Below are 20,409 nucleotides of genomic sequence, written 5' to 3'. Positions count from 1 at the left end.
GTCAGTCCTCCCTGAGCACGGCCACGCCACCGGGGGCGAGGCGGACACTGCCGTCGACGGGGGCGTCCGCGACGAGGTCGTACCCAGTTGCGGCGATGGTCTGCTCGGTGTCGGTGTGGTTGAGCAGGAAGAGCCACGAGCCGTCGCCACGGCGGCGCGTCGTCTCGACGCCGCGGGGCAGGCCCGCGACGGTCGGCTCGACGCCCGCGGCCGAGAGGACGTCGTCGAGGAGCGCGCCGAGGGTGGTGTCGTCGGGGAGCGTGCTGACGTACCAAGCGGATCCGGCGTTGTCGGTGCCCGCCCGACGACGCGTGACTGCGGGGCGTCCGGTGAGCGGCCCGGCGGCATACGTCGTCAGCACGTCGGTGCCGGGCAGGGCGGTCACGTCCTCGCTCCACCACGTCCCCGTGCCGTCGGCGAGCGCGACGGTCTCGTCGGGGCCGAGCGGGAAGAACTCCTCGACGCGGACGCCGAGCAGGTCGCGGAACGCACCCGGGTAGCCACCGAGGCGCACGTGGTCGTTCTCGTCGCTGATGCCGGAGAAGTACGTGACGAGCACCTCGGCTCCCGCCTCGGCAGCCGCGGCGACGGCCGCCGCGTGCTCGTCGGTGACGAGGTAGAGCTGCGGCACGACCACGAGGGCGTATGCCGTGAGGTCGGCCGAGGGGTGCACGACGTCCGCCGTGACCCCGCGGTCGTGGAGTGCACGGTGGATCGCCTGCGCGGCGGTCAGGGCGTCGAGCTCGGAGCTCGGCATGCACGGACCCTCGGCGGCCCAGATCGCCTGGTAGTCATGGAGGATCGCGACCCGGGACTCGACGCGACTGCCGACGAGCTCGCCGAGGCGACCGGCGATCCGCCCGAGCTCCTCGACCTCGCGGAAGCGCGCGCTGTCGGCACCGGCGTGCGGGACGAGGGCGCTGTGGAACTTCTCCGAACCCGCGCGGGACTGGCGCCACTGGAACCACCCGATGGTGTCGGCGCCGCGAGCCACGTGAGCCAGGGCGTCGCGGATCGTCTGGCCGAAGTCCTTGGCGTGGTTGGTCGGCTGCCAGTTGACCGCGCTCGTCGAGTGCTCCATGAGCATCCACGGCGCACCTCCTGCGAGGCCGCGGGTCAGGTCGCCGCTGTAGGCGAGCTCGGCGCGCGGGTGCTGGAGCGCGTCGACGATGTAGTGGTCGGTGCTGACGACGTCGACGGTGGGCGTCCACTGCGAGTAGTCGAGGTGGCGGAAGTGGTCGAGCGTCATGAAGTTCGTCGTCACGGGGACGCCGGGAGAGAGCTCGTCGAGGACGGCGCGCTCGGCCCGCATGTGGTCGAGGAGCGCGTCGGAGCTGAAGCGCTTGTAGTCGAGCACGTGGGTCGGGTTGTTGAACGTCGTGGACCGGCGCGGCGGCAGGATCTGGTCCCAGTCGGTGTAGCGCTGGCTCCAGAAGGCCGTGCCCCACGCGTCGTTGAGCGTCTCGAGGCCGGCGTAGCGACGCTGCAGCCAGGTGCGGAAGTGGCGCGCGCACTCGTCGCAGTAGCAGGGCAGGTTGTGGCACGCGTACTCGTTGGAGACGTGCCACATCGCGACGGCCGGGTGCTCGTGGTATCGCGTCGCCAGCTGCCGGGTGAGCGCGACGGCGTACTCACGGAAGACGGGCGACGTGGGGCACCACGTCTGCCGGCTGCCCGGCCAGAGGGTGTGGCCGTCGACGTCGACGGGGAGGATCTCGGGGTGGGCGGCCGAGAGCCACGGGGGCGGGGTGGCGGTGGCCGTCGCGAGGTCGACGGCGATGCCGCCGGCGTGCAGCTTGTCGAGGATCGTGTCGAGCCACTCGAACTCGTACTCGCCCTTGGCCGGCTCGAGCCAGCTCCACGAGAAGATGCCGAGGCTGACGAACGACACGTTGGCGCGCCGCATCAGATCGATGTCCTCGTCCCAGACGGGGCGGGGCCACTGCTCGGGGTTGTAGTCGCCACCGAGTGCCAGGGTCTTCGTCGGCCATGAGCGCATGGGACACAGGGTGTCGCTTTGCTCGCCGCGATGTCAACATTTTCAAACACATCGGACGTGTCCGTGTCCGGCTGTCGACCGGTGGTCTCGATGCGTGGGACCGCGGACGAGCCGGCTGCCCAGACCGTCCGACGGGGGTGCCGTCCGCCCATGAATCTCTTTACAACGGTGTAAAAGCCGAGGTCAGGGCCGACTCGAGGTCTCGGTTCGGTCGCAGGCGGCTGTGGGTCTCGACGAATCCCTTGACAGCGACACCGGGCGCCGACATCCTCTGTTTGTTGTTGAAGGTTTCTGGTGGCAGATGTTCGACTCTGTCGCTTCCTCTCGACAACGAACCCGGCACAGCGTCAAAGGAGACCGCAATGACCCGCCCCTCGAGCGAGGCCGAGTACCTGGCCCGCATGGTTCCCCCCTCCGTCCGCGGCGTCGACCGTCGGACCCTGCTGCGTGGCGCGCTCGGCGTCGGCGCCCTGATCGGAGCGGGCGGCCTCGCCGCGTGCAGCTCCAACAGCACGGGCAGCACCGGCGTGCCGACGGGGGCCGTCACCGGCACCGTGACCGTCGGCTCCAACCAGTCGGACGCCGTGCCGAAGGCCGCGGTGCAGTCCTACATGGACGCGTTCGCCAAGGCCAACCCCGGCACGACGGTCAAGATCAACACCGTTGACCACAACTCCTTCCAGGAGAACATCAACAACTACCTGCAGGGCTCGCCCGACGACGTCTTCACGTGGTTCGCGGGCTACCGCATGCAGTTCTTCGCTGAGAAGGGCCTCGTCGGCGACATCTCCGACGTGTGGAAGAACATCACCGGCATGTCCGACGCCCTCAAGAAGGCCTCGACCGCGGCCGACGGCAAGCAGTACTTCGTGCCGATCACGAACTACCCGTGGGCGGTCTTCTACCGCAAGAGCGTCTTCCAGGAGAAGGGCTACGAGGTCCCCAAGACCCTCGACGACCTCAACGCCCTCGGTGCCCAGATGAAGAAGGACGGACTGGCCCCGATCGCCTTCGGCGACAAGGACGGCTGGCCCGCGATGGGCACGTTCGACCAGATCAACCTCCGCGTCAACGGCTACGACTTCCACGTCAGCCTGATGGCCGGCAAGGAGTCCTGGACCGACCCCAAGGTCAAGAAGGTCTTCGACACCTGGGCCGGCATCCTCCCCCTGCACCAGGCCGACTCGCTCGGTCGCACGTGGCAGGAGGCGGCACAGTCGCTCCAGCAGAAGAAGTCCGGCATGTACGTCCTCGGCTCGTTCCTCGCCCAGCAGTTCAGCAAGGGCGCCGAGCAGGACGACCTCGACTTCTTCACCTTCCCGGAGATCGACTCGACGATCGGCACCGACGCCATCGAAGCACCCATCGACGGCTACATGATGAGTGCCAAGCCGAAGAACGAGGGCGGCGCCAAGAAGCTGCTCCAGTACATCTCCCAGCCCGAGGCGCAGCTGCTGGCCCTCAAGGCCGACCCGAGCGTCATCGCCACCAACCAGACGGCTGACACGAGCGGCTACACGGCCCTGCAGAAGAAGTCGCTGGAGTACGTGAAGTCGGCCAAGTCGATCGCGCAGTTCATGGACCGCGACACCCGCCCCGACTTCGCGTCGACGGTGATGATCCCGGCCATCCAGAGCTTCATCAAGAACCCGAAGGACATCGACGGTCTCCTCACGAGCATCGAGGCCCAGAAGAAGAGCATCTTCGGTTCCTGACGGGAGGCGAGCCGCCATGGCGAGCAAGCGCAAGTACAGAGGTATCGACCAGCTGTCGACACGCGACAAGGTCGTGGTGTCGCTAATGGTCATCGTGCCGACCCTCATCGTCCTGTGGCTCGTCTGGCTGCCGGCGATCGGCTCGGTCCTGCTCTCCTTCACCAACTGGGACGGGATCGGGCCGCTCTCCGGCATCAAGTCGGTGGGGCTGCAGAACTACCGGGACATCGCCACGATCTACCCGCCGTTCTGGCCGGCCATCCAGCACAACCTGATCTGGCTCGCCGTGATGTTCCTCGTCGCGACGCCGCTCGGCATGCTCTTCGCCGTGCTCGTCGACCGGGGCGTCGCGGGCACGCGGTTCTACCAGACGAGCATCTACCTGCCGGTCGTGCTGTCGCTGGCCCTCATCGGCTTCATCTGGCAGCTCATCTACTCGCGGGACCAGGGCCTGATCAACGCGATCACGGGCGGCACGACCGACTGGTACGGCGACCCGAACGTCAACCTGTGGGCCGCGCTCGTGGCCGCGAGCTGGCGCCACGCGGGCTACATCATGCTGCTCTACCTGGCCGGCCTCAAGGGCGTCGACCCCTCGCTGCGCGAGGCGGCCAGGATCGACGGTGCGAGCGAGTCGCAGACGTTCTTCAAGGTCGTCTTCCCGGTGATGCGGCCGATCAACATCATCGTCCTCGTCGTCACCTTCATCGAGTCGCTGCGCGCCTTCGACCTCGTGTGGGTCATCAACAAGGGCCGCAACGGCCTCGAGCTGATCTCGACGCTCGTGACCCAGAACGTCGTCGGCGAGGCGAGCCGCATCGGCTTCGGGTCGGCGCTCGCGACGATCATGCTGCTCATCTCGAGCGTGCTCGTCTTCATCTACCTGCGCATCGCCATGAAGGAGGAGTGACATGTCCCTCGCCGCAGACCCGGTGCAGGAGCGCAGCGAGGCGCTGCTCAAGCCGCACGAGGGGGGCCCGCAGTCGGGCCGTCGCTGGCTGCTGCCGGTCATGCTCGCCCTGATCTCGCTGATCTGGCTGTTCCCGCTGCTCCTCGCGCTCGTCAACTCGTTCCGCGACTACGCCTTCACGGCGAAGAACGGCTACGTGTCGTGGGGTGGCTTCACGCTCGACAACTACACGAACGCGTGGCAGCAGGCGGACTTCGGGCTGCACTTCACGAACTCGGCGATCATCACGATCCCCGCGGTCATCCTCACGCTGTTCCTGTCGTGCTGCGTGGCCTTCGTCGTCGCGCGCTTCTCGTACCGGTTCAACCTCGCGCTGCTCGGCTTCTTCCTCGCCGCGAACCTGCTGCCGCCCCAGGCGCTGCTCATCCCGGTCTACCGGATGTTCCGCGCCATCGAGGTGCCCCTGTGGATCAGCGACTCGGGCACCCTGCTCAACAGCTTCGTCGGCCTGATCCTCGTCAACATGGCCTTCCAGATCGGCTTCTGCGCCTTCGTGCTCAGCAACTACATGAAGGCACTGCCGAAGGAGCTCTACGAGTCGGCCGTCATCGACGGGGCGAGCGTGACGCGGCAGTTCTTCCAGATCACGCTGCCACTCTGCCGCCCGGCCCTGGCCGCGCTCGCGGTGCTCCAGACGACGTGGATCTACAACGAGTTCTTCTGGGCCACGGTGCTGCTCCAGCAGGGCGACAAGTTCCCGGTGACGAGCTCGCTCAACAACCTGCGGGGCCAGTTCTTCACGGACAACAACCTCGTGGCAGCCGGGTCGATGATCGTCGCGATCCCGACCCTCGTGATCTTCTTCGTGCTCCAACGACACTTCGTGGCCGGCCTGACGCTCGGCGCGACCAAGGGATGACGTGACCGACCTGACCGACCAGTCCATCCAGTCCACCGTCCACCTGGAGTCCGCCGGGACCGCGCTCGTGCTCGAGCCGCGCCCCGGCGGCTCCGGGCTGCCCGAGGTCATCCACTGGGGACCCGCGCTCGAGGGCGGGGCGAGCACGTATGCCGCCCTTCCCGCGCTGACGTTGGCGCCCGTCGGCCACAGCGCACTCGACGTGCCGTGGCCGCTCACCGTGCTGCCCGGCGAGGCCGACGGCTGGTCGGGCACGCCCGGCTGGGCCGGCCACCGCGCCGGGTCCGCGGGCGCCGTGCGCTGGCACGACGTGACCACCGAGGTCGCGGACGGCGCGGTCGTGACCCGCGCGAGCTCGCCGGACGGCATACGTCTCGAGCTGCGGCACGCCCTCGACGAGCACGGTGTGCTCCGCGTCGACGCGTCGGTGACCAACACGGGCGGGGACACCGCCCCGCTCGACGTCTCGGCACTGCGCGCGATCCTGCCGCTGCCCCTGCGCGCCGACGAGGTGCTCGACCTCACCGGCCGCTGGTGCCGCGAGCGGTCGCCGCAGCGCAGTCGCCTCGACCACGGCACCCACCTGCGCGCCAGCCGCCGCGGCCGCACCGGCCACGACGCGACGCTGCTCATGATGGCCGGCACGGCCGGGTTCGACTGGCGCTCGGGCGAGGTCTGGGCCGTGCACACGGCCTGGAGCGGCAACCACGAGCACCTCGTCGAGGCGCTGCCCGAGGGCGCCGGTCGCCACCACGCCGTCATCGGCGGAGGTGAGCTGCTCGCTCCCGGCGAGGTGCGCCTCGCGCCGGGGGAGTCGTATGCGGCGCCGACCGTCGTCTTCGTGCACTCGACCGAGGGGCTCGACGGACTCTCGCGCCGCCTCCACCGCAGCCTCCGTGCCCGCGTCGGCCACCCGTCGCGGCCGCGTCCCGTCGTGCTCAACACGTGGGAGGCCGTCTACTTCGAGACCGACCTCGAGCACCTGAAAGCCTTGGCGGACACGGCCGCCCGCATCGGGGTCGAGCGCTTCGTCCTCGACGACGGCTGGTTCGGCGGCCGTCGGCACGACCGCGCAGGCCTCGGCGACTGGGTCGTCTCGACCGACGTGTGGCCCGAGGGCATGGGCACGCTCGTCGACCACGTCAAGGACCTCGGTCTCGAGTTCGGGCTGTGGTTCGAGCCCGAGATGGTCAACGAGGACAGTGACCTCGTGCGCGAGCACCCCGAGTGGGTGCTGCGCCCGGTAGCCGGCTCACCGCGCGAGTGGCGCTGGCAGCAGCTGCTCGACCTCACCGACGACGACGCCTACGCCCAGCTGCTCGAGCGGATCAGCGGCCTCGTCGCCGACATCGGCATCGACTACATCAAGTGGGACCACAACCGGGACCTGCTCGAGGCCGTGCACACCGTCGACGGCCCGACCGGGCACCTCGTCGACGCCCCTGCCGTGCACGCGCACACGCTCGCGTTCTACCGCCTGCTCGACGACCTCCGGGCGCGTCACCCGCAGCTCGAGATCGAGTCGTGCAGCAGCGGTGGCGCGCGCGTCGACCTGGCCGTGCTCGACCGCACCGACCGCATCTGGACGAGCGACTGCAACGACGCGCTCGAGCGGGCGAACATCCAGCGCTGGACGAGCCTTCTCGTGCCGGCCGAGCTCATGGGCACCCACGTCGGGCCGGCCACGGCCCACACGACGCACCGCACCGTCGACCTCGGCTTCCGCACGCTCATGGCGCTCCAGGGGCACGCCGGTCTCGAGTGGGACATCACCGAGTGCTCCGACGAGGAGCTCGAGGCGCTGACGGGGTGGACCGCGCTCGCGCGGGAGCTGCGGCCGCTGCTCCACACCGGCGACCTCGTGCGCTCCGAGAGCCCCGACGGCACGGTCATCGTCACCGGCACCGTCGACGCCGACCGCAGCCGCGCGGCCTACACGGTGGCCCGTCTCGTGACCGGTCGCGACGCCACGACCGGGGCGCTCCCCCTTCCGGGCCTCGACCCCAGTCGGTCGTATGCCGTCCGGCTCCGTCCCGAGGCCGGCCTGCCCGCCGTCGTGCAGAACACCCCGCCGGGCTGGTGGGAGCCGGCCCTCGTCGAGGACGGCGTCGTCGTCCCGGGGTCGGTCCTGACGACCGTCGGCCTGCCGGTTCCGATCATGGGCCCGGCCCAGGGCTACCTCCTCGACCTGCGCGCCGTCTGACCGCTGGTCAGGGGGTCCGGCAGTCGCGGCACGTGCCGAGCAGGGCCGCGTGACCGGTGTCGAGGGTGAAGCCGAGGTCGGCGCGCAGCCGCGCGGCCACCTCGTCGAACACGTCCGGTGCCACGTCGAGCACACGCCCGCAGACGTGGCACTGGACGTGGGCGTGTCCGTGGTCGTGGGCGTCGTGCTCGTGCTGCCGCGCCGGTGGCGGCTCGGTGAGGTGGTAGACCGTCGCCGTGCCGCCGAGGTGCACGTGCGAGAGGACGCCGGTCTCGACGAGCGCGGTCAGCGTGCGGTAGACGGTGGCTCGGTGCACGCTCGGCTCGACGTCGGCCACGCGCGTGCCGATCTGCTCGGCCGTGAGGTGCTCGTCGGAGAGGTCGGCGGCGTCGATGACGTGCAGGACGGCATACCTCGCCGGGGTGACGCGCTCACCGGCAGACCGCAGCCGGGCGACGGCGGTGGCCACCCGGGGGCTCGGGGCGGGGCTCTCGGCAGAGGGGGGCACGCTCCCATTATCGGCAGTGGCAGACTCTCCTCGTGCGCGCACTCACCAAGCTGACCGCAGGCCCCGGCCTCTCGCTCGTCGACCGTCCCGAGCCCGAGTGCGGGCCCGCCGACGTCAAGATCCGCGTCCTGCGGGCGGGCCTCTGCGGCACCGACCTGCACCTCGCCGGCTGGGACGACTGGGCGGCCTCGACCGTCACCCCGCCCCTCGTCATCGGGCACGAGTTCTACGGCGAGGTCGTCGAGGTCGGCGAGGACGTCACCGGCATCTCGGTCGGTGACCGCGCCTCGGGCGAGGGCCACATCGTCTGCGGCCGCTGCCGCAACTGCCGCGCCGGCCGGCGCCACCTCTGCATCCGCACCGAGGGCATCGGCGTCAACCGCGACGGCGCCTTCGCCGACTACGTCGTCATCCCCGCCAGCAACGCGTGGATCCAGCCCGCCGACCTCGACCCCGACCTCGGGGCCGTCTTCGACCCGCTCGGCAACGCCACTCACACCGCGCTGCAGTGGCCGATGGTCGGCGAGGACGTCGTCATCACCGGCGCCGGGCCCATCGGCGTCATGGCGGCCGCGATCGCGCGCCACGCGGGAGCCCGCTACGTCGTCGTCACCGACGCGAGCGACTACCGCCTCGCGCTCGCCGAGCACGCGGGCGCCGACCTCACCATCAACGTGACGCGCGAGAGCCTCGCCGACGCGCAGGCCCACCTCGGCATGAAGGAGGGCTTCGACATCGGGCTCGAGATGTCCGGTGCCGCGCCGGCCGTCACCGACATGATCGCCAACATGAACCACGGCGGTCGCATCGCGCTCCTCGGCCTGCCGCACCAGTCCTACGAGCTCGACTGGGGCAAGGTCATCACCCACATGATCACGCTCAAGGGCATCTACGGCCGCGAGATGTACGACACGTGGTACGCCATGTCGCAGATGATCGCGACGTCCGAGCGCTTCCGCTCCGCCGTCGCCCAGGTCATCACCCACCGCTTCCCTGCCGAGCAGTGGGAGGAGGCCTTCGAGACCGCCCGGTCCGGCCAGTGCGGCAAGGTCGTCCTCGACTGGAGCTGACGTGGCTCCTCGCCCGCTCGTCCTGCTGCACGGTCTCGGCCAGTCGCCGATCGCGTGGCAGGACTTCGTGTCGGCCTACGGCGCCGGCCGCCCGATGACGGCCCCCTGGATGAAGGGGCTCAAGCCCAAGGACCCCGTCGGCTTCGACCTCGGCGACGCGGCGTCGGGTGTCGCGGACGAGCTCGAGCTCCAGGGCGTCAAGCAGGCTGACCTCGTCGGGGTCTCGGTCGGTGCGAGCGTCGCGCTGCGCCTCGCCGTCGAGCGGCCTGAGCTCGTCGGGCGTCTCGTCCTCGGCGGTGCGCTCGTGCGCCCGGGCCGGGGAGCCCTGCGGATGCAGCGGCTCGCGATGCGGCTCGTCCCGGAGAGCAGGCTCGTCGACGCCGGGGTGTCACGGCCGAGGATGCTCGCGGTCCTCGACGCGCTCAAGGGCTTCGACGGCACGGAGTCGTTGCGCGCCGTCACGGCGCCGGTGCTCCTCGTCGCCGGGTCGAGGGACAAGGCCGGGATCGTCGCGGCGCAGGAGCTCTCGCAGCACCTGCCGACGGCGCGCCTGCAGGTCATCGACGGTGCCGGGGCGCTCGTCAACACCGAGTCGGCGCGGGAGCTCGCAGACCTCACGCACGCCTTCCTCGACGAGCCGGACCCGTGACCCCGCGCTCCGTCGCCGGCGTCAACGCCAACGACGTCGTCGCCTTCGGCGTCGAGGTGCTGGCCGTCGTCCTGCTCGCGGTCTGGGGAGCCACGCTCGGGGCCACCACCGCCGCCCACGTGCTCGGCGGGGTCCTCGTACCCGCGGCCGCCGTCATCCTCTGGGGACTCTTCGCGGCGCCCCGGGCCGTCGTGCAGGTGCCCGTGCTCGGCGTCCTGACCAAGGTGGTCGTGCTCGGGGGCGCTGCGCTCGCGGGCTTCGCGGTCCTGCCGCTCCCGTGGGCCGTCGTCGTCGCCGTGGTCGTCGCCGTCAACACGGTGCTGACATGGTTCGGCCCCTTCGCGCGGCGGGATGCGGCTCCTCCGTCGGCCTGAGGTGCCGGGGCGCACGGGCTCAGCAGAGGTTGATGCCGCCGGCGTCGAGCAGCTTGGCCACGACCTTCTCGTCGGTGACGGCGGGGACCATCCAGGTCGTGCCAGCCACCGACTTCACGCCGCCCTTGCACTCGAACGTGCTGACCCGCCGGTCGAGCTCGACGGCCTGGTCGTAGAAGGCCGCCTCGAGCGGCTTGCCCTGCGCGTCCGTGCACGTGATCCTGTGCTCGGCCAGCGACCCCTGCGTGTCGCCGCTCGACGGGCAGACGAGCTCGGTGACGGCGGCCCAGTCCGGGTGCGCGGCGGCCTCGGGGGACGAGGCGGGCGAGCTGCCACCGCAGGCGGCGAGGGCGAGGGCGAGGGTGGCCGTGGCGCAGGCGAGGGTGAGGCGTCGGAGCACGAGGGCGTTCCCTGAGGATGGGGGATCGAGGGTGATCGGCCCGGGGTGACCGGGCGCAAACCCCGGTCATGCTAGACCTCGGGCGGGCGCAGGACCCACTCGGACGAAGTGCCCTGAGCGTGCGTGAGTGACAGAGTCAACACATGGCCCGCCTCATTTACACGACCATCGCCTCGCTCGACGGCTACGTGAACGACGCCGCCGGCGGCTTCCAGTGGGCCGCACCCGACCGGGAGGTGCACTCCTTCGTCAACGACCTCGAGCGCGACATCGGCACCTACCTCTGCGGACGCCGCCTCCACGAGGTGATGGTCTACTGGCAGACCGTGCCCACCGAGGACTCCGACGATCCGGACGACGCCGTCGAGCACGACTACGCACGCATCTGGCAGGCGGCCGAGAAGGTCGTCTACTCGCGCACCCTCGAGGCCGTGTCGGGCCCGCGGACGCGGCTCGAGCGCGACTTCGACCCCGCCGCCGTCGCGACGCTCGTGGCCTCGGCCGACCGCGACGTCAGCATCGGCGGTCCCACCCTCGCGGCCGAGGCCCTGCGCGCCGGAATCGTCGACGAGCTGCGCCTGCTGACGGTGCCCGTCGTCGTGGGCGGCGGCACGCGGATCCTGCCGGACGGCATACGCCTCGACCTCGAGCTGATCGAGCACCGCCGCTTCGCCGGCGGCACGACGTACGCGAGGTATGCCGTCACGCGGTGACCGTGCCGTCCCTCTCGTCCGTGCCGGGCGGGGGCGCGTCCAGGGCCACGAGACCGTCGCGCAGGGTCTGGAGGAACTCGGCGCGTCGCTGCGCCTCCGTGCCGGCCATGACGATGAGGAAGTCCACCTGGTCGCGCACCTGGCGCAGCTGCTCCTCGCTGCCGAGATCGCTCGCGCGCCGGTAGAGGTCGAGGACGTGCTGGGCCTCGGCGTCGGTGGCCCGGGGGCTCCACAGCGCGTCGAGGACGAGCAGGTCGCCGTAGACCGCGACCGTCCAGAAGGTCGGCGCGAGGTAGGCCTCCTCGCGGGCGGCTCCGATCGACTCCTCGATGAGGCGGCGTGCCTCGGACCGGTCGAGCCCGGTGCGCCCCTCGACCGGTCGCCAGCGCAGGGCCAGCTCGGCGGCGAGCCAGTTGGCGAGCGCGCCGTGACGACGCCGGTCGGTCGCTCCCGAGGCGGTCCGGGCCGCGGCGTACCAGTCGGACATCTTCGCCAGCGCGTCGTGCGTGCGCGTCCAGTCGCCGCTGCGGGTCGAGCCGGGGCGCTCGGGACACGTGACGAGGGCGAGCCGCTTGTAGGCGCTCGCGACCCGCCACAGCCGGTCGATGCCGACGCCACCCGACGCCCCGGGGGCCTGGCCCGGGAGGAAGGCGACCCGTTCGGGTGCGTGCGAGCCGAGCACGAGGGATGCGGGGTTGTCGAGGAGCGTGCGCAGCCGGTCGATGGCGGACTCGATCGTGGCGACCGCGTCGTCGACGGGGTCGTCGCTCGTCGCCGCCGCCCGGACGACCTGGTCGATCCAGACCTCGAAGTCGCGCACCGTCAGGGCCGTCCCGCCCCGCTCGAGGGTCTGCTCGAAGTACTGCGTCGCGTGCCCGAAGTCGCCGAACTTGTTGTACGTCCGGGCGATGAGCACCTGGAGCGCGTCGTCCTCGCGGTCCTCGGGCGAGAGTGCCTCGTAGAGCTCGCTCAGCCGGTCGAGCCCGAAGCGGGTGTTGCGGCTGACGTCGACCGACTGTCCGAGGTTCTCGATCTCGACCCTGGCCTGCTCGGCGCTCGCGGGCGCCCGTCGCACCGTCGTCGCGCGATGCACGACCGCGTCGGGGGCCAAGCGGTAGTCCGGGTCGCCGTAGCACTGGTAGGCGCCCCACGTGTTGACGGCCGGATGGTCGTTCCACGTCTGCCAGCGGGCTGCGGCGATCGCCTCGCCGAACGTCAGCCCGGAGAGCAACCGGTCGTAGAGCGTCGCGGCGAAGGTCGAGGCCGCGGCGTCGTCGACGGCCCAGCCACAGGCGACGACGGCCCGCACGCCGATGTCGATGAGCTCGGTCGCGAAGCTCGCGGCGAGCCGGTGGTAGTTGCCGGCGCGCTCGGTGGGCAGACCCGGCGCACCCGGGGCTGCCGGGCCGACGGGAGTGCTCGGTCCCATCGACCCGAGGTGGCAGCAGTTGACGACGACGAGCTCGGGCACCTGCCGCATCTGGCCGACCTCACCCGCCGTGAGGTACATCCCGTTGCCGAGCACCATGCCGGTGACCGTGGCGTCCGTCCCGTCGCCGAGCGGCCACTCGAAGACGCCGTGACCGGCGAGGTGGACGACGCGGTAGGACGTCGCGAAGAGGGCCTGGATCACCTTGGTACCGCTCTCCGCGATGAGCGGCTCGGCCTCGAAACCGTTCTGTCGCAAGGCATCTGCGACCCCCCGGGCCTCTCTCTGGGCGGCCGGGAGGGCGCTCAGGCCGCTCGCGGTGTCGCCGACGACGAGCGCTCGGCTGCTCGTCGCGGAGAGCACGTGGCTTCGCATCGACGAGCCTTCGAGCTGGCGGACGAGACCGCGCCGGACGCCGAGGGGCTCTCGGTCCTCCTCGGTGCCGTGATCGTCGAGCAGCTCCCACGGGTAGTGCGCCGAGCCGCGGTCGACGAGCAGGACGAGGTTGTCGGTGTCGGGCGCCTGCGCCTTGAGGTCGTTGGGGAAGAGCAGCTCGAAGAGCGTCCGGGACGCCGACGGGTCGGGTGACGGGGAGTCGACGAGCGACTCGACGAGCCGGTCGACGAGGGCCCGCTGCGTCGGGACGGTGCGCGTCGGCGTGCCCGCCCGTCGCATCGACGCCTCGAACGACAGCCCTCCGTCGGGCTCGCTGCGCACGCGCACCTGCTGCCACCAGCCGGTCGGCTCCTGGAAGAGCAGCCGACGCTGGCGCCCCGGACGCTCCTCGAGGCGCAGGTCAGCCGTGAAGGAGTCGGCGAGCTCGCCGCTCGTCAGCGACGACCCGAGGGCCTCGACCGCCTGGAGCGCGCGGTCCTGCCACAGCTCGATGATCTCGAGCTCGGCGATGTGGACCCCGAGGTCGGTGTCGGCGAGGCGGTCGTTGGCTCGCTGCACCCCGGTCAGCAGGGCCTGAACGCTGTCGCGGACCGGGAGGCCGCCCTGGCCGGTGCCGATGAGCAGGCTGGAGAGCCTCAGCTGCCGCACCTCGGTGCTCGTCGCCGAGGCCCCGGCCGTGAGGTGGCCGAGGGCCGACGTCAGCACCGCGTGGGCGGTCGCGCGCGCCAGTGAGGCGGCGCTCAGGCCTCCGATGGGGCCGAGTCCGGCCACGACCGCACCCGGTGGGCGGGTCCACTCGTCGGGGTCGGTGAACACCTGGCACGTCTCGATCGGCCCGGGGTAGATGCCGAGCAGGGCGGCCCGCGAGAGCCTCCCGTCGAGCAGCTCGTCGAGGGCGCCCTCGCCACCCACGAGAGTGCTGCCCGGGTAGTGCCCGACGAGGACGTGGTGGCGGGCGAAGCGCAGGTCGCCGTGCGAGATGCGGACGCGGGTCAGCGGCCGCGACGGGTCGGCGTCGGGGGCGGGGTCGGGGTCAGGGCCGGCGTCCGGCGCGAGGTCGGCGGTCGGCTTCGGCTCCGGTGGCGGGGCGACCACGTGCTCGGGGGCCGGCTCGGTGGGCTGGGCGCTCGGCGGGTCGGGCAGCGGCTGCTCGGGGAGGACGGGCGCGTGCCCGTCGGTCGGGACGGCATACGGCTCGTGGTCTGCGGGGGGCGTGGCGCCCACGAGGGTCGACACGGCTCAGCCCACCCCCGACAGGAAGGTCTGGTCGAGACGCGGGGCGCGGCCCTCGAGCTGCGGCACCTGGTCGTAGTTGCCGCGCAGACCGGACAGCGTGCGGGCATGCAGGGCCCGGTAGGTCGACTGCGGGTCCTCGCGCATGGCGCGGACGAGGTAGTAGGTCAGCGCGCCGTTGTAGTCGCCGTCGATGTGCGCGTCGGCGGAGGTCTGGTCGTCGCGGCAGCCGCTGACGAGGGTCTCGGCGATGTCGACGACGTGCACGTCCTCCGCGCGGCGACGGCGGCGGACGCGTCGTGGCGTCCCGGTGAAGCCGCCGCCGCGGGCCTCGTCGTCGGGGTTGGGCAGGAAGCGGGACACGACCTCCGGCGGCGGGCCACCGAGGAGCACCGGCTCGCGGGTGTTGCTGCCGGAGTGGCAGCAGTCCATGACGACGGTGAGCGATGCGCCCGGGTCGAGCCGGTCGAACGTCGTGCGGAGCCAGTCGTCGGTGAGCGGGTCGTTCCAGTCGAGGTCGTGCGGGCAGAGGATCTCGTCGCGGTGGTCGGTCGTCTCGTCGCCGTTGGTGTCGGGGACGTTGGATCCGTGGCCCGAGTAGTGGAGGTAGAGGACGTCACCGGGCTCGGCCGAGTCGACGAGGTCGGCGATGCCCTGGGTCATCGCCGCCTTCGTCGCGGCGCCGTCGAGGAGCATCGTGATGTCGGACTCCGCGAAGCCGTAGAGCTCGCTCAGCGCGCCGGCCATGTGGTGGACGTCGTTGACGCAGCCGCGGAGGTTCGCCCCCGGGATCGCGTACTCGTTGACCCCGATGAGCAGCGCGCGCTTGGACATGGTGGACTCCTTCGACCCGGGCCGCGCGTGGGCGCGACGGCCCCTGGGATCCAGTGTTCTCCTGAGGGGCTGCTGATACAGCCGGTTCAGGAGGAACGTCTGGGGCTGGTCGTCGGGGCCTGTCCGCTCAGGCCGTCACGGTGATCTCGTGGATCTCGTCCGCCGGATGACCGGTGCGCTCGTGGATGCGCCTCACGGCGTCGGCGTTCGGTCCCTCGGACAGACAGAACACGTGGCCGCTGGTGGGGTCGGCCCAGGCGCGCTTGAACACCACGCCCTCGTCGTCCTGGATGTCGAGGTCGGCCTGGTGGGCCTCCATCAGTGCTTCCGACGTCACACCGGGCATGTTGGTGTGAACGTCCATGAACTCTGGCATGTGACTGCCTCGCTAGATCGTCGATCCCCCGAGGAATGGTGGCTCCACGCTACGCCGGGTCGTGTCCCGTGGCAGTCACTTTCGCCGAGGTGCGGTCAGGCTCTCGCCGCGGCCTCCATGGCCCGCTCGATCGCGCTGGGGAAACGGGTCTCGAAGTCGAGGACCGCCACCCACTCGGGAGTGACGAAGACGCGGCTCATGTGGGTCGTGATCGCCCTGAGAGTGGTGAGCCACGCGTTGCCCTGCTCCTCACCGAGGGTGCGTATCGTCATCTTCTCGTACTCCGGCGCGACGCCCTGGACCGTGTCGGTGCGCACCCGCCCACGGATCTGGAGGACCTTGTAGGGCATCTCGTCCGTGTCGATGGACACCGCTGCGCGAGCTCCGTCCGTCAGGGCCTTCATCTTCGGCGCATCCGGAGGCGTTCCGAACACGAGCTCCTCCCCGTTCCAGTGGAACCCGAGGGGCACCACCCGCGGTGTCCCGTCGGTCCACGAGTATGCGAGTCGCGCGGGTAGCGGAGACTGCAGCAGCCGCTGCGCCACCTCGTCCTGGAGCAGCGCGAGGCTTCCCTGTCGTGTCGTCATGACCTCACTCCTTCGTCTCACACCCGCGGTCGCGGGTTCCTTCCAGACTCCTCCGCAGCCGCTCGGGACGTCCGCGATTTCGCAAAGGTGGCCGGGCATACGCTGGGTGACGCCACACGCCCACCGACCCGCGAAGGACACCGATGTACGGCTCAGTCAAGGACGAGATCGCCGCGACGCTGCAGGAGATCAAGGACGCCGGCCTCTACAAGAACGAGCGGGAGCTGACCTCGCCGCAGTCGGCGCACGTCACGACGCTGAAGGCGGAGGCGCTCAACTTCTGCGCCAACAACTACCTCGGACTGGCGAACGACCCCGGTGTCGTGGCGGCCTCGAAGCGGGCGCTCGACGAGTGGGGCTTCGGCATGGCTTCGGTGCGCTTCATCTGCGGCACCCAGACCCTGCACACCTCCCTCGAGACCCGGATCAGCGAGTTCCTCGGCACCGAGGCGACGATCCTCTACTCGTCCTGCTTCGACGCGAACGGCGGCGTCTTCGAGGTGCTCTTCGGCGCCGAGGACGCGATCATCAGCGACGAGCTCAACCACGCCTCGATCATCGACGGCGTGCGGCTGTCCAAGGCGATGCGCTACCGCTACAAGAACGCCGACATGACCGACCTGCGGGCGCAGCTCGAGGCGGCCCGGGACGCCAACGCGAGGCGGACCGTCGTCGTCACCGACGGTGTCTTCTCGATGGACGGGTCGTACGCCCCGCTCGACGAGATCTGCGACCTCGCCGACGAGTTCGGCGCGCTCGTCTTCGTCGACGACTCCCACGCCGTCGGCTTCGTCGGTGACGGCGGTCGAGGCACGCCCGAGCTCTTCGGCGTCATGGACCGCGTCGACATCATCACGGGCACACTCGGCAAGGCGCTCGGCGGGGCGTCCGGCGGCTACGTGAGCTCGCACCAGGAGATCGTCGACCTGCTCCGCCAGCGCTCGCGTCCCTACCTCTTCAGCAACTCCGTGGCGCCGTCCGTCGTCGCGGGCTCCATGGCCGCCCTCGAGCTCGTCGAGAGCTCGGCCGAGAAGCGCGAGACGCTCAAGGCCAACACGGCGCTCTTCCACTCGCTCATGACCGAGGCCGGCTTCGACCTGCTCCCGGGCACGCACCCGATCCGTCCGGTCATGTTCCCCGGCGAGGACGGCGCCCGCCAGGCGGCGCAGATCGCCGACCACATGCTCGGCAACGGCGTCTACGTCATCGCCTTCAGCTTCCCGGTCGTCCCGCGGGGCAAGGCCCGCATCCGCGTGCAGCTCTCGGCCGCCCATTCGGAGGCCGACGTGCGGGCGTGCGTCGACGCCTTCGTCGCGGCCCGCGACGCCGTCGGCTGAGCGCTCGGGCGGGTGCGCGCCCGCGGCAGACGTGCAGGTTCCCGCGAGGAGTGCGAGCTGCAACGCGCACTCCTGCGGTGAGCGCCCACCCCTGCGGGGAGCGCCCACCCCTGCGGTGAGCACCCGGGCGCCCGCGGTTCAGGCGGTCAGCCGGTGGGCAGGTCTCGCAGCCACGGCCTCGTGAGGTCGAAGCGGCGTCCGGAGATCTCGTCGACCTCGATCGCGACGACGACGGACTTCGGGGTGTCGACCCATGGCCGCACCGGGAGCCGCTCGACGACGTAGGCGGCCTGTCCCTCGAGGGTGCGCGCCCGCCCCCGGCAGATGACGCTCGTGGCGCGCTCATCGACGATCTCGTCGACCTCGAAGGCGACGTCGGGGTTGGCCGTCACGCCGAAGAGCTTGCTGCCCTCGGCCGTCATGAAGACGATGCGCTCGCCGTCGAGGGCGTAGTTGATCGGCGTCAGGTGCACCTCACCGACGAGGTGGAAGGCCAGGCGGCCGAACTCGTGGGCGCGGAGGAAGCCCCAGGACTCCTCCGGGTGAAGGACGTGGACCGGGTTCTGGTCCGACATGGTGACCTCCTCGGTTGCTCGTCGGACGAGTGTCCGGCTACTACTGATGGTAGTAGAGATGGTCCCGGACACGCCCGCGCTCGCGGCGAGTCCCGCGTCACATGCACTGCCCGCACGGGCGTGCGATTGACTGTGCCCATGGACTTCTACAGCTCCTGGGCCCAGGGCTTCGCCCGCGTCGCCGCGTGCACCCTGCCGATCGTGGCGGTCGACCCCGAGCGCAACGCCGACGCCGTCATCACGCAGCTGCGCGCGCTCGACGACGAGGGCGTCGGCCTCGTCCTCTTCCCGGAGCTGTGCTTGTCGGGCTACGCCATCGACGACCTGCTCCTGCAGGACCCGCTCCTCGACGCCGTCGACGACGCCCTGGCCCGCATCGCCGAGGCCACCGCCGACCTCCGCCCCGTCGTCATCGTCGGCGCGCCGCTGGAGAAGGGCTCGCGCGTCTACAACTGCGGCGTCGTCATCCACGCCGGTCGCATCCTCGGCGTCGCGCCGAAGTCCTACCTGCCGAACTACCGCGAGTTCTACGAGCGGCGGCACTTCGCACCGGGCGACGACCAGCGCGGCCAGACCATCGACGTCGCGGGCGACCGGGTGCCGTTCGGCCCCGACCTGCTCTTCCGGGCCACCGACGTGCCGGGATTCGTCCTGCACGTCGAGGTCTGCGAGGACATGTGGGTCCCCGTCCCGCCGAGCCACGAGGCGGCGCTCGCCGGCGCGACGGTCCTCACCAACCTCTCCGGCTCGCCGATCACCGTCTCGCGCGCCGAGGACCGTCACCTGCTCGCGCGGAGCGCGTCGGCCCGCTGCCTCGCCGCGTACCTCTACGCGGCGGCCGGCGAGGGCGAGAGCTCGACCGACCTGTCGTGGGACGGCATGACGATGGTGTACGAGAACGGCGTCCTCCTCGCCGAGAGCGAGCGCTTCCCCGAAGGTGCCCGGGCCTCGGTCGCCGACATCGACCTCGACCTGCTGCGCCAGGAGCGCCAGCGGCAGGGCACCTTCGACGACAACCGCCGCACGCACGCCGCGCGCACCGACGCCTTCCGCACCGTCGAGCTCGAGCTCGAGCCGCCGGCCGGCGACCTCGGCCTCCTCCGCAAGGTCGACCGCTTCCCCTTCGTGCCCGACGACGAGGACCGCCTCGCGCTCGACTGCTACGAGGCGTACAACATCCAGGTCTCCGGTCTCGAGCAGCGCCTGCGCGCCGTCGGGCAGCCCAAGGTCGTCATCGGCGTCAGCGGTGGACTCGACTCGACCCACGCGCTCATCGTCGCGGCCAAGGCCATGGACCGGCTCGACCGGCCCCGCAGCGACATCCTGGCCTTCACGATGCCCGGGTTCGCGACGAGCGACCACACCAAGAGCAACGCCATCGCGCTCATGGAGTCGCTCGAGGTCACGTGGGAGGAGCTCGACATCCGACCGGCGGCCAGCCAGATGCTCCAGGCGATGGGGCACCCGTTCGGCCGGGGTGAGGAGCTCTACGACGTCACCTTCGAGAACGTCCAGGCCGGCCTGCGCACCGACTACCTCTTCCGCATCGCCAACCAGCGCGGCGGCATCGTCCTCGGCACCGGCGACCTGTCCGAGCTGGCCCTCGGCTGGTGCACCTACGGCGTCGGCGACCAGATGAGCCACTACGGCGTCAACACCGGCGTGCCCAAGACCCTCATGCAGCACCTCATCCGCTGGGTCGTGTCGTCGAGCCAGTTCGACGAGGAGGTCGCCGGCACGCTGACCTCGATCCTCGACACCGAGATCACGCCCGAGCTCGTGCCGGCCAAGGCGGGCGAGAAGCCGCAGAGCACGGAGGCGATGATCGGGCCCTACGCCCTGCAGGACTTCACGCTCTTCCACGTGCTACGCCGCGGCTACCGCCCGTCGAAGATCGCCTACCTCGCGTGGAACGCGTGGCGGGACAGCGAGGCGGGGGAGTGGCCCGCGGGCTACCCCGAGGCCGACCGGACGGCATACGACCTCGCGACGATCCGGCACTGGCTCGAGGTCTTCGTCAAGCGCTACTTCGCCAACCAGTTCAAACGCTCCGCGCTGCCCAACGGGCCCAAGGTCGTGGCGGGCGGCTCGCTGTCGCCGCGGGGTGACTGGCGTATGCCGTCCGACGCGACGTCGGTGGCGTGGCTGAGTGAGCTGGACGCGAATGTCCCTGAGAAGTAAG

18 protein-coding genes are annotated in these 20,409 nt (G+C 70.9%); 10 read left to right on the top strand and 8 right to left on the bottom strand.

Translation table 11 applies throughout. From position 1 onward, the window contains the following. Position 1 precedes the first annotated feature (1 nt). Positions 2 to 1,999 (bottom strand): beta-galactosidase, encoded by a 1,998-nt coding sequence (locus NR112_RS14580; RefSeq protein ID WP_256795030.1) that lies wholly within the window; start codon positions 1,997 to 1,999, stop codon positions 2 to 4. A gap of 362 nt (positions 2,000 to 2,361) precedes the next feature. Here NR112_RS14580 and NR112_RS14575 point away from each other — a divergent pair, with 362 nt between their 5' ends. From NR112_RS14575 to NR112_RS14560, 4 genes are read left to right on the top strand one after another with little or no spacing between them, the layout of a single operon-like run. Next, positions 2,362 to 3,714, top strand: a complete 1,353-nt coding sequence (locus NR112_RS14575) for an ABC transporter substrate-binding protein (RefSeq protein ID WP_256795029.1) — start codon at positions 2,362 to 2,364, stop codon at positions 3,712 to 3,714. Positions 3,715 to 3,730: 16 nt separating this feature from the next. After that, the gene (locus tag NR112_RS14570; RefSeq protein ID WP_256795028.1) at positions 3,731 to 4,624 is read left to right on the top strand and encodes a carbohydrate ABC transporter permease; all 894 of its coding nucleotides are present in this window, start codon (positions 3,731 to 3,733) and stop codon (positions 4,622 to 4,624) included. Between the two features lies 1 nt (position 4,625). Continuing rightward, the gene (locus NR112_RS14565; protein WP_256795027.1) at positions 4,626 to 5,543 is read left to right on the top strand and encodes a carbohydrate ABC transporter permease; all 918 of its coding nucleotides are present in this window, start codon (positions 4,626 to 4,628) and stop codon (positions 5,541 to 5,543) included. A gap of 1 nt (position 5,544) precedes the next feature. Beyond that, positions 5,545 to 7,746, top strand: coding sequence for an alpha-galactosidase (locus tag NR112_RS14560; protein ID WP_256795026.1), 2,202 nt, complete (start codon positions 5,545 to 5,547; stop codon positions 7,744 to 7,746). Positions 7,747 to 7,753: 7 nt separating this feature from the next. Here NR112_RS14560 and NR112_RS14555 read toward each other — a convergent pair whose 3' ends face one another. Next, entirely contained in the window at positions 7,754 to 8,254 is a 501-nt protein-coding gene (locus NR112_RS14555; RefSeq protein ID WP_256795025.1) for a transcriptional repressor, read from the bottom strand. Positions 8,255 to 8,286: 32 nt separating this feature from the next. Between NR112_RS14555 and tdh the strand changes: the two genes are divergently transcribed. Genes tdh through NR112_RS14540 form a run of 3 tightly spaced genes read left to right on the top strand, consistent with a single transcriptional unit; the run spans position 8,287 to position 10,347 of the window. Next, positions 8,287 to 9,324 carry an L-threonine 3-dehydrogenase gene (gene tdh / locus NR112_RS14550; protein ID WP_256795024.1) on the top strand — a complete coding sequence of 346 codons (1,038 nt, stop codon included), beginning with the start codon at positions 8,287 to 8,289 and terminating at the stop codon, positions 9,322 to 9,324. Position 9,325: 1 nt separating this feature from the next. Then, complete coding sequence (locus tag NR112_RS14545; protein ID WP_256795023.1) at positions 9,326 to 9,973, top strand: alpha/beta fold hydrolase; 648 nt, start codon at positions 9,326 to 9,328, stop codon at positions 9,971 to 9,973. After that, the gene (locus NR112_RS14540; protein ID WP_256795022.1) at positions 9,970 to 10,347 is read left to right on the top strand and encodes a YrdB family protein; all 378 of its coding nucleotides are present in this window, start codon (positions 9,970 to 9,972) and stop codon (positions 10,345 to 10,347) included. The genes NR112_RS14545 and NR112_RS14540 overlap by 4 nt, the downstream gene beginning before the upstream one ends. A gap of 19 nt (positions 10,348 to 10,366) precedes the next feature. Here the strand turns inward: NR112_RS14540 and NR112_RS14535 are convergent, their stop codons facing one another. Next, positions 10,367 to 10,747, bottom strand: coding sequence for a hypothetical protein (locus tag NR112_RS14535; RefSeq protein ID WP_256795021.1), 381 nt, complete (start codon positions 10,745 to 10,747; stop codon positions 10,367 to 10,369). A 143-nt stretch (positions 10,748 to 10,890) separates the two neighbouring features. Between NR112_RS14535 and NR112_RS14530 the strand changes: the two genes are divergently transcribed. Further along, positions 10,891 to 11,460: a dihydrofolate reductase family protein gene (locus tag NR112_RS14530; RefSeq protein ID WP_256795020.1), complete on the top strand. Its 570-nt coding sequence runs from the start codon at positions 10,891 to 10,893 to the stop codon at positions 11,458 to 11,460. Here the strand turns inward: NR112_RS14530 and NR112_RS14525 are convergent. The 4 genes from NR112_RS14525 to NR112_RS14510 all read right to left on the bottom strand — a co-directional run bounded on the left by NR112_RS14525 (position 11,450) and on the right by NR112_RS14510 (position 16,315). Then, on the bottom strand, positions 11,450 to 14,521 hold the full coding sequence (locus NR112_RS14525; RefSeq protein ID WP_256795019.1) for a CHAT domain-containing protein: 3,072 nt from the start codon (positions 14,519 to 14,521) through the stop codon (positions 11,450 to 11,452). The genes NR112_RS14530 and NR112_RS14525 overlap by 11 nt on opposite strands. Before the next feature lie 3 nt (positions 14,522 to 14,524). Then, entirely contained in the window at positions 14,525 to 15,352 is an 828-nt protein-coding gene (locus NR112_RS14520; RefSeq protein WP_256795018.1) for a caspase family protein, read from the bottom strand. 127 nt (positions 15,353 to 15,479) lie between these two features. Then, positions 15,480 to 15,716: an SCO4226 family nickel-binding protein gene (locus NR112_RS14515; RefSeq protein ID WP_256795017.1), complete on the bottom strand. Its 237-nt coding sequence runs from the start codon at positions 15,714 to 15,716 to the stop codon at positions 15,480 to 15,482. A 107-nt stretch (positions 15,717 to 15,823) separates the two neighbouring features. Beyond that, positions 15,824 to 16,315, bottom strand: a complete 492-nt coding sequence (locus NR112_RS14510; RefSeq protein WP_256795016.1) for a pyridoxamine 5'-phosphate oxidase family protein — start codon at positions 16,313 to 16,315, stop codon at positions 15,824 to 15,826. Between the two features lie 143 nt (positions 16,316 to 16,458). Between NR112_RS14510 and NR112_RS14505 the strand changes: the two genes are divergently transcribed. Continuing rightward, positions 16,459 to 17,652 (top strand): glycine C-acetyltransferase, encoded by a 1,194-nt coding sequence (locus tag NR112_RS14505; protein WP_256795015.1) that lies wholly within the window; start codon positions 16,459 to 16,461, stop codon positions 17,650 to 17,652. Between the two features lie 146 nt (positions 17,653 to 17,798). On the opposite strand, the gene NR112_RS14500 is transcribed toward NR112_RS14505, so the two are convergent. Then, complete coding sequence (locus tag NR112_RS14500) at positions 17,799 to 18,227, bottom strand: pyridoxamine 5'-phosphate oxidase family protein (RefSeq protein WP_256795014.1); 429 nt, start codon at positions 18,225 to 18,227, stop codon at positions 17,799 to 17,801. A gap of 138 nt (positions 18,228 to 18,365) precedes the next feature. Between NR112_RS14500 and NR112_RS14495 the strand changes: the two genes are divergently transcribed. Further along, entirely contained in the window at positions 18,366 to 20,408 is a 2,043-nt protein-coding gene (locus NR112_RS14495; protein WP_256795013.1) for an NAD(+) synthase, read from the top strand. The last annotated feature ends 1 nt before the right edge of the window (position 20,409 follow it).

It is taken from the genome of Terrabacter sp. Ter38 (assembly GCF_024519435.1).
GTDB lineage: Bacteria > Actinomycetota > Actinomycetes > Actinomycetales > Dermatophilaceae > Terrabacter.
Note: the sequence above shows the minus strand (reverse complement) of the source record. Positions and strands in the feature narration are given on the sequence as shown.